The following is a 12,287-nucleotide window of genomic DNA, read 5'->3' on the forward strand; positions in this document are numbered from 1 at the left end:
TTTCCCATGTCCGAAGATGAATTCTATCGCATCAAGCGCTTGCCGCCCTATGTCATCGCCGAAGTCAACGCGATGCGAGCGGCAGCACGCGCGGCGGGCGAAGACATCATCGACCTGGGGATGGGCAACCCCGACCTGCCGCCGCCGCAGCATGTCATCGACAAGCTGTGCGAGGTGGCGCAGAAGCCCGACGCGCACGGCTATTCGCAGTCGAAGGGCATTCCGGGCCTTCGCCGCGCGCAGGCCAATTATTACGCCCGCCGCTTCAACGTCGAACTCGATCCCGAGAGCGAGGTCGTGGTGACGATGGGGTCGAAGGAGGGGCTCGCGAGCCTCGCGACCGCGATCACCGGCCCCGGCGACGTCGTGCTCGCGCCGAACCCCAGCTATCCGATCCACACCTTCGGCTTCATCATCGCCGGGGCGACGATCCGCAGCGTGCCGACGACGCCCGACGAGAATTACTGGCGTGCGCTCGACCGCGCGATGGCCTTCACCGTGCCGCGCCCGTCGATCCTGGTGGTCAATTATCCGTCGAACCCGACCGCCGAGGCGGTCGACCTCGCCTTTTACGAACGGCTCGTCGCCTGGGCGAAGGAGAACAAGGTCTGGGTGCTCAGCGACCTTGCCTATTCGGAACTCTATTACGACGGCAATCCGACACCCTCCATCCTGCAGGTGCCCGGCGCGAAGGACGTCGCGATCGAGTTCACGTCGATGTCGAAAACCTATTCGATGGCGGGCTGGCGCATGGGCTTCGCGGTCGGCAACAAGCGGCTGATCGCGGCGATGACGCGGGTCAAATCCTACCTCGACTATGGCGCCTTCACGCCGATCCAGGCCGCGGCCTGCGCCGCGCTCAACGGCCCGCAGGATATCGTCGCGCGGAACCGCGAGCTGTATCAGAAGCGCCGCGACGTGATGGTCGAGAGCTTTGGCCGCGCCGGCTGGGAAATCCCCAGCCCGCCGGCGTCGATGTTCGCCTGGGCGCCGCTGCCGCCCGCGCTGAGGGAGATGGGCAGCCTCGAATTTTCGAAGCAGCTTCTGACCCACGCCAAGGTCGCGGTCGCGCCGGGGGTCGGTTATGGCGAGGACGGCGAAGGCTTCGTCCGCATCGCGATGGTAGAGAATGAGCAGCGCATCCGCCAGGCGGCGCGCAACATCCGCAAATTCCTGTCGATGCACGGCGTCAACACGCCGTCGATCGCCGCGGGCGGGAACTGATCGGCAGGTGGCGACCTTGGACGCGAGCGCGATAGCCCAGACGATCCAGCTGTCGGTCACGCCGGTGTTCCTGCTGGTCGCGACCGGCAGCCTGCTCAACGTGCTCGCGGGGCGGCTGTCGCGCGTCGTCGACCGATCGCGGGTGCTGATGGCGCGCTGGCCCGAGACCGAGGGCGAGGAGCATGGGCGGGTGGTCGCCGAACTGCGCGCCGCCGACCGGCGGATGCGGGTGATCAACAATTCGATCCTCGCCGCGGTCGTCTGCGGCATCGTCGTCTGCCTGCTCGTCGCGCTGCTGTTCACCCAGGCCTTCACCGGCCTCAACCTCGGCGTCGCGGCATCGTGGGCGTTCGCGCTCGCGATGCTGCTGCTGCTCGTGTCGCTGGTGCTGTTCCTCGTCGAGGTCCGCCTCGCCATCCGCGCGATCCAGGTGCCGATGGACCTGCTCGAGGGTGAGGAAATGGGCTGGCTGCGGCGGCAGCGGCGTTAGCGCTCGATCGGTTAGATCGGTGTCATGAATAATCCGTGTGTCCCCGCGAAGGCGGGGACCCAGAGCGGGTTGGTGCGAGACTGCTCTGGGTCCCCGCCTTCGCGGGGACACACGCTTTTCAGTCAAAGATGATCACGCCCTAGCTTAATCCTCCCCATCGCTAGGCGACAGGGAGGATCAATCCACGCTCGCCCTGTAGGTCGGCGCGATCCGCTTGGCGCTCGCCTGCTCATAGGCATAGCCCGCCGCGAGCACCGCGCCGTCGGACCATTTCGGGCCGATGAAGGAGAGGCCCACCGGCAGCCCTTCGACCGCGCCCATCGGCACGGTCAGGTGCGGGTAACCGGCGACCGCGGGGAGGTCGCTGACGCTCGGCCCCGTATAATGGTCGCCGTTGACGAGGTCGGTGGTCCAGGCGGGGCCGTTGGTCACGCCGACGAGCAGGTCGACGCCATGCGCCTTGAGCAGCCGATCGATCCCCTCGGGCCCGGCGAGCCGCGCCGCCTTGGCCTTCGCCTTGAGATAGGCGGGGCCATCGAGCCCGCCCTTGGCTTCGGCCAGCTCGAACAGCGACTGGTCGAACCAGCGCAATTCCTCGGGATGCGCCTTGTTGAAGGCGATGAGGTCGGCGAGCGTCTTCGGCCCGTTCGTCGCCGGGAGGCTCGCGAGATAGGCGGCCATGTCGGCCTTGAGCTCGATCATCAGCACCTCGAACTCGGCGTCGCCAAGCCCTTCGAGGCCAGTTTTGCTATCCTCGATCTCGACGATCGTCGCGCCGAGACCGGCCATCTGCTTCAGCGCCGCGTCGAACAGCGCGGCGATGTCGGCGCGCGTGCCGATGCGGTCGCGCAGCACCCCGATGCGCTTGCCCTTCAAGGCGTCCGGCGACAGCGTGGCGGCGAAGTCGGCCTTGTGCGCGTCGGCCTCGGCGGTCGCGGGGTCGGCGGGATCGCTGCCCGCGATGACGCCCAGCATCGCGGCGGCGTCGCGCACGCTCAGCGTCATCGGCCCGGCCGTGTCCTGGCTGTGGCTGATCGGCACGATGAAGGTGCGGCTGACGAGCCCGACCGTGGGCTTGAAACCGACGATGCCGTTCAGCCCCGCAGGGCAGGTGATCGAGCCGTCGGTTTCGGTCCCGACCGTCAGCGCCGCGAGACTCGCCGCCATCGCCGCCCCGCTTCCCGCCGACGATCCGCAGGTGTTGCGGTCGAGCGCGTAGGGGTTCTTCGTCAGCCCGCCGACCGCGCTCCAGCCGCTCGTCGAACTGTTCGAGCGGATGTTCGCCCATTCCGAAAGATTGGTCTTGCCGAGGATCACCGCGCCCGCCTCGCGCAGCCGCGCGACGAGCGGCGCATCGCGGTTCGTCACATTGTCCTTGAGCGCGAGCGAGCCCGCCGTGGTCGGCACCGGCCCGGCGGCCTCGATATTGTCCTTGAGCAGCACCGGGATGCCGTGGAGCGGGCCGCGGACCTTTCCGGCGCGGCGCTCGGCGTCGAGCCGCCGGGCCTCGGCGAGCGCGTCGGGGAAGGTTGCGATCACCGCGCCGAGCTTCGGCCCATTGTCGTCGAGCTTCAGGATGCGGTCGAGATAGATGCTGGTGATGAGCTGGCTGTCGATCGTCCCCGCGGTCATTTCGGCCTGGAGCGTCGCCGCATCCTTGCCTTCGATATCGGGGAGCGGCGGCGGCATCGCGGCGGCGGGGACGAGCGGCAGCAGGGCGGCGGCGACCGCCAGCGCGGCGAGCGGGCGAAATTTTTCCATGGGATGCAGGCTTGGCAGCCGTAACGGCAATTGCAAGCGGCGATTTCGGCCGGGCGCAACGGCGTTGACAGGCCGGCCCCGGCTCTGCTCCGATGGCGGCGGGAGAGAAAAATGAGCGAAAATCCTGCCCTTGCCGCAGGGCGCGGGTCGCGCGCCGCCGGTGCCACCGCCGCGCAGACGCGGACGATGCTGTGGATCCTGCTGACCGTCTATATCTTCAACTTCCTCGACCGGCAGATCGTCAACATCCTCGCCGAGCCGATCAAGGCCGATCTCGGCCTTTCCGATACCGAACTGGGGCTGCTCGCGGGGCCGGCCTTCGCGGTCTTCTACGCGCTGCTCGGCATCCCGATCGCGCGCCACGCCGACAAGGAGGGAACGAACCGGGTGCGGCTGATCGCGCTCGCGCTCGCCATCTGGTCGGCGATGACCGCGGTGTGCGGTCTCGCGCAGAATTTCGTGCAATTGCTCTTCGCGCGCATCGGCGTGGGAGTGGGCGAGGCGGGGTGCACCCCCGCCGCGCATTCGCTGATCACCGACAGCGTTCCGGCCGAGAAGCGCTCGTCGGCGATCGCCTTCTACGGGCTCGGCATCCCGATCGGATCGCTGTTCGGGCTGGTCCTCGGCGGGGTGGTCAACGATCTCTACAACTGGCGCGTCGCGCTGATGCTCGTCGGCGCGCCGGGGCTGATTCTGGCGCTGGCGGTGCTGGTCTTCATGCGCGAGCCGCGGCATCATCGCGTCGCCGAGGCGGCGACGGCGGCGCCCGCGCGGCTTCCCGCGGGGGCAGCACTGCGCGAGATCTTCGGCTCGCGCGCCTTCGTCTATATCCTGATCGCGGCGTCGGTCACGGCCTTCCTCGGCTATGGCAAGGCGCTGTGGACGATCAGCTTCTTCATCCGCAGCCACGGCCTGTCGACGACCGAGGCGGGGCTGTCGATGGCGGTCGTCCTGGGGCTGGCGGCGGCGTTCGGCACCTGGCTGGGCGGCAAGGCGGCGGACGTGTTCGGGCGGCGCGCCAAGCGGCATATATTGAGCCTGCCCGCCTATGGCATGGCGATCGTCGCGCCGCTGCTGTTCCTTGGCTATCATATGGAGGATTGGCGGGTCGCGATGGCGCTGCTGATCGTGCCGAGCATCGTCAATTCGGCCTATTACGGCCCCGCCTATGCCTGCGTGCAAGGGCTGGTGCGGCCGCAGGCGCGCGCGGTCGCGGCGTCGATCATGCTGTTCGGGCAGAATCTGATCGGGCTCGGTTTCGGGCCCTTCCTGTTCGGCGTGCTGTCCGATGCGCTGGCGCCGGCCTATGGCGAGGAGAGCGTGCGCTATGTCCTCTATGGCGCCGCATGGCTGGGGCTGGTCCCCGCCTTCTTCTTCTGGCGCGCGAGCCTGCGCCTTGGGCGCGAGCTCAAGTCGGGCTGATCGTGATCGGGTTAGACTGAAACATAGTCACTTCTTTCTCGTCATCCCGGCGAAGGCCGGGATCTCGCCGTCTCGGGCTGACGCACCGGTGATATCCCGGCCTTCGGATGACGTTTCCGTCAAATATGATCACGTTCTAAAAAGGCTGACCGGCCCCCGCGCGCTGCGCCCGCGCCGCGTCGATCCACCAGCATAGATCGTCGGCGAAGCGCGGGAACGCCTTGGCGATCCGTGTGCCATCCTCGCCCATCGGACCTCCGTCCGCGTCGAATGCGCCGCCGATGCGGGCAAGGCTGAGCGGGGTCGAGGTCACCACCATCCCCATCGCGCCCAAGGTGGTGCGCCACGCGGTCGCGGCGCGGATGCCGGCGAAGGGGCCCGCCGAATAGGAGGCGATCGCCGCCGGTCGCCACGCGAATTGCGGCAGATAATGGTCGACCAGATTCTTGAGGCCGGGCTGCAGCCCGCCATTATATTCACCGGTGACAAAGACGAAGCCGTCGGCGGCCGCGATGGTTTCGGCGAGCGCGTCCATCGCCGCGGGCGCCTCGCCCTCGGCATAGTCGCTATGGCGGCGGTCGAGCATCGGCAGGTCGACGGCCTTCGCATCGACCAGCTCGGCGCGGTCGCCGCGCGCGGCGAGGGCTTCGACGATCCAGCGCGCGAGCTTGATGCCCTGCCGGTCGCGACGATAGCTTCCGTAGAAGACGAGGATGGTGCGGCTCATGCCGCCCTCGTGCCACGGCGCCCGCGAAAACGGAAGCGCTTGCGCGAGCGGGTCCGGCCCCTAAGCTGGCGGCGACCAAAGTGGGGGAGATCATCATGCGCGTCTATCGTACGCCGGACGAGCGCTTCGCGGCGCTGCCGGACTGGCCCTATGCGCCGCACTACCGCGACCTGGCGGACGGGCTGCGTCCATTATGTCGACGAGGGCGCGCGCGAGGCGCAGCCGGTGCTGATGCTGCACGGCGAGCCGACCTGGGGTTATCTCTACCGGCGCATGATCGGACCGGTGGTGGAGGCGGGCTTTCGCGCCGTGGTGCCCGACCTGATCGGCTTCGGCCGCTCCGACAAGCCGCTCGATCGCGCCGCTTACAGCTATGCCGCCGAGGTCGCGTGGATGCGGCAGTGGATCGAGGCGCTCGACCTCAAAGGCATCATCCTCGCCTGTCAGGACTGGGGGTCGCTGATCGGCCTCCGCCTCGTCGCCGAGATGCCCGAGCGCTTCGCCGGGGTCGCGCTGTCGAACGGCGGGCTGCCCGAGGGTCAGCCCGCGCCGCGCGCCTTCGCGATCTGGCGCGCCTTTTCGCGGTTCAGCCCGGTCTTACCGATCGGCCGGATCGTCAACGCGGGGGCGAAGAAGCGGCTGACCACCCAGGAGATCGCCGCCTATGACGCGCCCTTTCCGACGCGCGCGTCGAAGGTCGCGGCGCGCATCTTCCCCTCCTTCGTGCCGCTCGGCGACAATGTCGCGGTGCCCGACCAGAAGCGGGCGTGGGCGGCGCTCGAGGCCTTCGACAAGCCCTTTCTCTGCTGCTTCACCGACGGCGACCCGATCACGCGCGGCGGCGACGCGCTGTTCACCGGGCGCGTGCCGGGTGCCCGCGGGATGGCGCACCGTACGCTCAGCGGCGGGCATTTCGTGCAGGAGAACGATCCCGCGGGCTTCGCCGCGGCGATTTGCGACGTGGCGGCGGCTGGCGTCAGTCGCTGAACGGATCGCGGATCAGGATGGTGTCCTCGCGCTCGGGGCTGGTCGAGACGAGCGCGATCGGCGTCTCGATCAGTTCCTGCACGCGCTGGATATATTTGATCGCCTGCGCGGGGAGGTCGGCATAGCTGCGCGCGCCCGCGGTCGATTCGTGCCAGCCGTCCATTTCCTCGTAGATCGGCTCGACCGCGGCCTGATCGGCGGCGTGGCTCGGGAAATAATCGAGGATCTTGCCGCGCAGCCGATAGCCGGTGCAGATGCGGATCGTGTCGAAGCCATCGAGCACGTCGAGCTTGGTCAGCGCGATGCCGGTGACGCCCGACACCGCGCAGCTCTGGCGCACGAGCACCGCGTCGAACCAGCCGCAGCGGCGCTTGCGCCCGGTGACGGTGCCGAATTCGTGGCCGCGCTCGCCGAGTTGCTGGCCGGTCGCATCCTCGAGCTCGGTGGGGAAGGGGCCGCTGCCGACGCGCGTCGTATAGGCCTTGGCGATGCCGAGCACGAAGCCGACCGCCGAGGGGCCGAGCCCCGACCCCGCCGCGGCGGTGCCGCTGACGGTGTTCGAGCTGGTGACGAAGGGATAGGTGCCGTGATCGACGTCGAGCAGCACGCCTTGCGCGCCCTCGAACAATATGCGCGCGCCGGCCTTGCGCACCTTTTTGAGGCGCTTCCACACCGGCTGCGCATATTCGAGCACATAGTCGGCGATCTCGGCGAGGTCGGCGAGCAGGCGCTCGCGGTCGATCGGCGGCTCGCCGAAACCGGCGCGCAGCGCGTCGTGGTGCGCGGTCAGGCGGTCGATCTGCGGTTCGAGATGGTCGAGATGCGCGAGGTCGCAGACGCGGATCGCGCGGCGGCCGACCTTGTCCTCATAGGCGGGGCCGATGCCGCGCCCGGTGGTGCCGATCTTGCCCGCGCCCGCCGCGGTCTCGCGCAGCGCGTCGAGATCGCGGTGAAAGGGCAGGATCAGCGCGCAATTGTCGGCGATGGCGAAATTGTCGGGGTTGATCTCGACCCCCTGGCCGCGGAGCTTCGCGATCTCGTCCCTGAGCGCCCACGGATCGAGCACGACGCCGTTGCCGATGATCGACAGCGTGCCGGTGACGATGCCCGAGGGGAGCAGCGACAGCTTGTAGACCTGTTCGCCGACGACGAGCGTATGGCCGGCGTTGTGGCCGCCCTGGAAGCGGACCACGGCGTCGGCGCGGCTGGCGAGCCAGTCGACGATCTTGCCCTTGCCCTCGTCGCCCCATTGCGACCCGATGACGGTAACATTTGCCATGATGCTGTCCTGCTGTCTGCTGGCTCCAAGGCCCGCGCGGCCTTAGCGGATTTGGCCGGAGAGGCAAGGGCGGGGACTATAGAACCGATTTTGATCACGCCGGCGCCACCTCTTCCGTCATGCTGAACTTGTTTCAGCATCCATGATCGGGCCTCTCCTTCTGCGCTGCGCTGTATTCGAGGGCAGGCCATGGACCCTGAAACAAGTTCAGGGTGACGAGATAATGGAGATAATAGGGAAGGATAAGAGCGTTACGCCTCGACCGGCCCTTCGGAGCCCAGCACCCACCCACAGTCCAGCCGCGCCGCATCCTCGGCGTCGGTCAGCGCCGCGACGGTCTGCCAGCCGTCGGCGCGCAGGCTCGCGGCGATCGCGGGGTCGTGGCCGATAGGCAGGAAGATGCGGCGTTCGGCGATGTCCTCGCCGCCCAGCCCCGCGTCGATCAGCGGGTCGGGATAGAGCGAAAAGCCGACCGCGGGTTCTTCGCGGTCCTCGCCGACCGGAATCGCATAGGCGCCGCCGCGGCCGATCGCGTCGCCCTGACCGGGAACGAAGATCTGGAAGCCGAACCAGCTCTGATAGGCGAAGCCGTGCCGCTCGGTCGGATCGAGGGTCAGGTCGGCGCGGCCGCGCACCGGCGCCGCGATCGCTTCGAGCGCCTCGATCCGGCTCGTCAACACGCCCGCGGTGTCGAAGGCGCGAAGGTCGGCGATCGCCCGGTCGAACGGTCCCGTCGCGCGCAGCAGCGGCAGCCAGGCCTCGGCGCCGAGCCGCACGAGCGCGCCGGCATCCTTGGCGTCGAGTTCGTCGCGCAGTTGCTGGATGTCGGCATCGACGGGCAGCGGTCCGCCCGCGAGCAGGTCGACGACGTCGGGCAGGGTGAAGTCGATGGTGACGGGGCCGATCCCGGCCGCTTCGAGCGCGTCGATCGCGACGGTCACGATCTCCCGCGCCGCGGCGACGCTGTCGCTGCCGATCAGCTCGGCGCCGACCTGCAGCATTTCGCGCGCGGGACGCAGCTGGCTCGCGCGCAGCTTGACGACCTGGCCGGCGTAGCAGAGGCGCAGCGGCCGCGGCGCATGGGCGAGCAGCGAGGTCGCGATGCGCCCGACCTGCCGCGTGATGTCGGGGCGGAGCGCAAGGGTGCGCTGCGACACGGGGTCGGTGAAGCGGAGAAGGTCGCGCGCCGACCGCTCGTCATCGCCGCCCAGCGTTTCGCGGAATTCGGCGAGCGGCGGCGCGACGCGGCCATAGCCGTGCGAGCGCATCGCATCGACCAGCGCGCGGGTGACGCGCGACGCCGCCTCCGCCTGTTGCGGCAGGCGGTCGCGGAGGCCTTCGGGCAGCAGGGCGGGGGCCTTGGTCATTGCGGTGGCTCTCCTAGCCCGTGGTACGGGCTTGTGAAAGCCCCTCCCCTTCAGGGGAGGGGTTGGGGTGGGGCTCGAGGTTAGCGCAAGGCCTCTGGCCCCCACCCGCTGCGCCCCGGACTTGATCCGGGGCTCGCTGCCCTCCCCTGAAGGGGAGGGCGTGTCGTAGTTCAGAACGTCAGCCCCTTCACCGTCTTCACGCCGGGGAGCTGGCAGATCTGCCACAGCATCGGTTCGGGCAGCGGCGAGTCGAGCGACAGCAGCAGCACCGCCTCGCCCCCCGCGGCGCGGCGGCCGAGGTGGAAGGTGCCGATGTTGAGCCCCGCTTCGCCGAGCGCGGTGCCGATGCGGCCGATGAAGCCCGGCGCGTCCTCGTTGACGATATAGAGCATATGGCCGTCGAGATCGGCCTCGACCTTGATCCCGAACATCTCGACCAGCCGCGGCTCGTTGTTGCCGAACAGCGTGCCCGCGACCGAGCGGTCGCCCTGGCTCGTCGCGACGGTGACGCGGACGAGGGTATGGTAATCGCCCTCGCGATCATGGCGCACCTCGCGGATGTCGAGCCCCCGCTCGCGTGCGAGGTGCGGGGCGTTGACCATGTTCACGCTGTCCGAATAGCGGCGCATCAGTCCGGTGAGCACCGCGGCGGTGATCGGCTTGAGGTTGAGCTCCGCCGCCGCGCCTTCGACCTCGATCGAGATGGTGGTGAGGTTGTCGTGCGCGAGCTGGCCGACGAGACTGCCGAGCTTTTCGGCAAGGCTCATATAGGGGCGCAGCTTCGGCGCTTCCTCGGCCGACAGGCTGGGAACGTTGAGTGCGTTGGTGATGCCGCCGGTCAGCAGATAGTCCGAAATCTGCTCGGCCACCTGAATGGCGACATTGACCTGCGCCTCGTCGGTCGAGGCGCCGAGGTGCGGCGTGCAGATGAAGTTCGGGGTGCTGAGCAGCGGATGGTCGGCCGCGGGCGGTTCCTGCGCGAAGACGTCGAGCGCCGCGCCCGCGACATGGCCGCCGTCGAGCGCCTCCTTGAGCGCCGCCTCGTCGATCAGCCCGCCGCGCGCGCAGTTGATGATCCGCACGCCCTTCTTGGTCTTGGCGAGATTCTCCTTCGACAGGATATTCCGTGTCTGGTCGGTCAGCGGCGTGTGCAGCGTGATGAAGTCGGCCTTGGCGAGCAAGGTGTCGAGATCGGCCTTTTCGACGCCCAGCTCGATCGCGCGCTCGGGGGTCAGGAAGGGGTCGAAGGCGACGACCTTCATGCGCAGGCCCAGCGCGCGCTCGGCGACGATGCTGCCGATATTGCCGCAGCCGATCAGGCCGAGCGTCTTCTGCGTCAGCTCGACCCCCATGAAGTCGTTCTTCGGCCATTTGCCCGCCTGCGTCAGCGCATTGGCTTCGGGAATCTGGCGTGCGAGCGCGAACATCATCGCGATCGCATGCTCGGCGGTGGTGATCGAGTTGCCGAAGGGGGTGTTCATCACGATGACGCCCTTCTTCGACGCCTCCGGGATGTCGACATTGTCGACGCCGATGCCGGCGCGGCCGACCACCTTGAGATTGGTCGCGGCGGCGAGGACGTCGGCGGTGACCTTGGTGGCCGAACGGATGGCGAGACCGTCATAGTCGCCGATCATCGCGATCAGTTCGTCCTTGGTCTTGCCGGTGATGACGTCGACGTCGATGCCGCGTTCCTTGAAGATCGCGGCGGCCTTGGGGTCCATCTTGTCGCTGATGAGGACTTTGGGTGTGGTCATTGGCTTTCTCCGTCATCCCAGCGAAAGCTGGGATCGTTGGGAATGGGGATGATCGATAGCGGTCCCAGCTTTCGCTGGGACGACGTTATGCGTTGAGCGAGGCGTAGGCCCAGTCGAGCCAGGGCCCGAGCGCCTCGATGTCGGCGGTGTCGACCGTCGCGCCGCACCAGATGCGCAGGCCCGGCGGGGCGTCGCGGTAGCCCGCGACATCATAGGCCGCGCCTTCCTTTTCGAGCAGCCCGGCGAACTTCTTGATGAAGTCGGCGTCGGCGCCCGCGACCGACAGGCAGACCGAGGTCTTCGACCGGCTCGCGGGATCGGCGGCGAGGTGGCTCAGCCAATCGCGGCCTTCGACGATCGTGTCGAGCGCCGCGGCATTCGCGTCGCTGCGTGCTTTCAGGCCGTCGAGACCGCCCAGCGATTTCGCCCATTCGAGCGCGAAGATCGCATCCTCGACCGCGAGCATCGACGGGGTGTTGATCGTCTCGCCCTTGAACACGCCCTCGGCGAGCGCGCCCTTCGAGACGAGGCGGAACACCTTCGGCAGCGGCCAGGCGGGGGTGTGGGTTTCGAGCCGCTCGACCGCGCGGGGGCCGAGGATCAGCACACCGTGACCGCCTTCGCCGCCGAGCACTTTCTGCCAGCTGAAGGTCGCGACGTCGATCTTGTCCCACGGCAGGTCGTAGGCGAACACCGCCGAGGTCGCGTCGGCGAAGGCGAGGCCCTCGCGATCTGCCGGGATCCAGTCGCCGTTCGGGACACGCACGCCGCTGGTGGTGCCGTTCCAGGTGAAAAGGACGTCGTTCGACCAGTCGACCTGCGTCAGGTCGGGAAGCTGGCCGTAATCGGCGCGGATGACGGTGGGGTCGAGCTTGAGCTGCTTGGCCGCGTCGGTGACCCAGCCCTCGCCGAAGCTCTCCCACGCCAGCGTCGTGACGGGACGCGCGCCGAGCATCGTCCACATCGCCATTTCGAAGGCGCCGGTGTCCGATCCGGGCACGATGCCGATACGGTGGGTGTCGGGAAGTTGCAGCATCTCGCGCATCAGGTCGATGCAATATTGGAGGCGCGTCTTGCCGATCTTGGCGCGGTGCGACCGGCCCAGCGATTCGGTGGCGAGTTTGTCGGGGGACCAGACCGGCGGCTTGGCGCAGGGACCGGAAGAAAAATAGGGGCGCGTCGGGCGCACCTGTGGCGTCGGCACTTCACTCATCATAGTCTCTCCTTGCAGAGAGCGCGCGCGGCGTTGGGACCGCGTGGCCCGGCGCCGCGT

Annotated in this window: 10 protein-coding genes; 4 read left to right on the forward strand and 6 right to left on the reverse strand. The window is 68.4% G+C overall.

Annotated features, from left to right (window positions below; translation table 11 throughout):
• Positions 1–6 precede the first annotated feature (6 nt).
• Complete coding sequence (locus tag ACOTSS_RS02035) at positions 7–1,224, forward strand: LL-diaminopimelate aminotransferase (protein WP_448689898.1); 1,218 nt, start codon at positions 7–9, stop codon at positions 1,222–1,224.
• Positions 1,225–1,231: 7 nt separating this feature from the next.
• Complete coding sequence (locus ACOTSS_RS02040) at positions 1,232–1,714, forward strand: DUF2721 domain-containing protein (protein WP_448689899.1); 483 nt, start codon at positions 1,232–1,234, stop codon at positions 1,712–1,714.
• Between the two features lie 177 nt (positions 1,715–1,891).
• Here the strand turns inward: ACOTSS_RS02040 and ACOTSS_RS02045 are convergent, their stop codons facing one another.
• Complete coding sequence (locus ACOTSS_RS02045) at positions 1,892–3,475, reverse strand: amidase (RefSeq protein ID WP_448689900.1); 1,584 nt, start codon at positions 3,473–3,475, stop codon at positions 1,892–1,894.
• Positions 3,476–3,586: 111 nt separating this feature from the next.
• Between ACOTSS_RS02045 and ACOTSS_RS02050 the strand changes: the two genes are divergently transcribed.
• A complete protein-coding gene (locus ACOTSS_RS02050; RefSeq protein WP_448689901.1) occupies positions 3,587–4,897 on the forward strand; it encodes a spinster family MFS transporter in 1,311 nt (436 codons plus the stop codon).
• 136 nt (positions 4,898–5,033) lie between these two features.
• Here the strand turns inward: ACOTSS_RS02050 and ACOTSS_RS02055 are convergent, their stop codons facing one another.
• Positions 5,034–5,624: an NADPH-dependent FMN reductase gene (locus ACOTSS_RS02055; protein WP_448689902.1), complete on the reverse strand. Its 591-nt coding sequence runs from the start codon at positions 5,622–5,624 to the stop codon at positions 5,034–5,036.
• A gap of 150 nt (positions 5,625–5,774) precedes the next feature.
• Between ACOTSS_RS02055 and ACOTSS_RS02060 the strand changes: the two genes are divergently transcribed.
• Complete coding sequence (locus ACOTSS_RS02060; RefSeq protein WP_448689903.1) at positions 5,775–6,611, forward strand: haloalkane dehalogenase; 837 nt, start codon at positions 5,775–5,777, stop codon at positions 6,609–6,611.
• Here the strand turns inward: ACOTSS_RS02060 and ACOTSS_RS02065 are convergent.
• The 4 genes from ACOTSS_RS02065 to ACOTSS_RS02080 form a co-directional block, all read right to left on the reverse strand.
• Complete coding sequence (locus ACOTSS_RS02065) at positions 6,601–7,890, reverse strand: adenylosuccinate synthase (protein ID WP_448689904.1); 1,290 nt, start codon at positions 7,888–7,890, stop codon at positions 6,601–6,603. The genes ACOTSS_RS02060 and ACOTSS_RS02065 overlap by 11 nt on opposite strands.
• A gap of 251 nt (positions 7,891–8,141) precedes the next feature.
• Positions 8,142–9,257 carry an ATP phosphoribosyltransferase regulatory subunit gene (locus ACOTSS_RS02070; protein WP_448689905.1) on the reverse strand — a complete coding sequence of 372 codons (1,116 nt, stop codon included), beginning with the start codon at positions 9,255–9,257 and terminating at the stop codon, positions 8,142–8,144.
• Positions 9,258–9,427: 170 nt separating this feature from the next.
• Positions 9,428–11,014, reverse strand: coding sequence for a phosphoglycerate dehydrogenase (gene serA, locus ACOTSS_RS02075; RefSeq protein WP_448689906.1), 1,587 nt, complete (start codon positions 11,012–11,014; stop codon positions 9,428–9,430).
• A gap of 85 nt (positions 11,015–11,099) precedes the next feature.
• Positions 11,100–12,227, reverse strand: coding sequence for a phosphoserine transaminase (locus tag ACOTSS_RS02080; RefSeq protein ID WP_448689907.1), 1,128 nt, complete (start codon positions 12,225–12,227; stop codon positions 11,100–11,102).
• Between the last annotated feature and the right edge of the window lie 60 nt (positions 12,228–12,287).

Source organism: Sphingopyxis sp. NJF-3 (assembly GCF_053514865.1).

What these genes read in the sequence shown, in the direction of transcription:
- ACOTSS_RS02035 (WP_448689898.1), top strand. Translation starts at nt 7, where the DNA reads ATGTCCGAAGATGAATTCTATCGCATCAAGCGCTTGCCGCCCTATGTC.
- ACOTSS_RS02045 (WP_448689900.1), bottom strand. Translation starts at nt 3,475, where the DNA reads ATGGAAAAATTTCGCCCGCTCGCCGCGCTGGCGGTCGCCGCCGCCCTG.
- ACOTSS_RS02050 (WP_448689901.1), top strand. Translation starts at nt 3,587, where the DNA reads ATGAGCGAAAATCCTGCCCTTGCCGCAGGGCGCGGGTCGCGCGCCGCC.
- ACOTSS_RS02055 (WP_448689902.1), bottom strand. Translation starts at nt 5,624, where the DNA reads ATGAGCCGCACCATCCTCGTCTTCTACGGAAGCTATCGTCGCGACCGG.
- ACOTSS_RS02060 (WP_448689903.1), top strand. Translation starts at nt 5,775, where the DNA reads ATGCGCCGCACTACCGCGACCTGGCGGACGGGCTGCGTCCATTATGTC.
- ACOTSS_RS02065 (WP_448689904.1), bottom strand. Translation starts at nt 7,890, where the DNA reads ATGGCAAATGTTACCGTCATCGGGTCGCAATGGGGCGACGAGGGCAAG.
- ACOTSS_RS02070 (WP_448689905.1), bottom strand. Translation starts at nt 9,257, where the DNA reads ATGACCAAGGCCCCCGCCCTGCTGCCCGAAGGCCTCCGCGACCGCCTG.
- serA (WP_448689906.1), bottom strand. Translation starts at nt 11,014, where the DNA reads ATGACCACACCCAAAGTCCTCATCAGCGACAAGATGGACCCCAAGGCC.
- ACOTSS_RS02080 (WP_448689907.1), bottom strand. Translation starts at nt 12,227, where the DNA reads ATGAGTGAAGTGCCGACGCCACAGGTGCGCCCGACGCGCCCCTATTTT.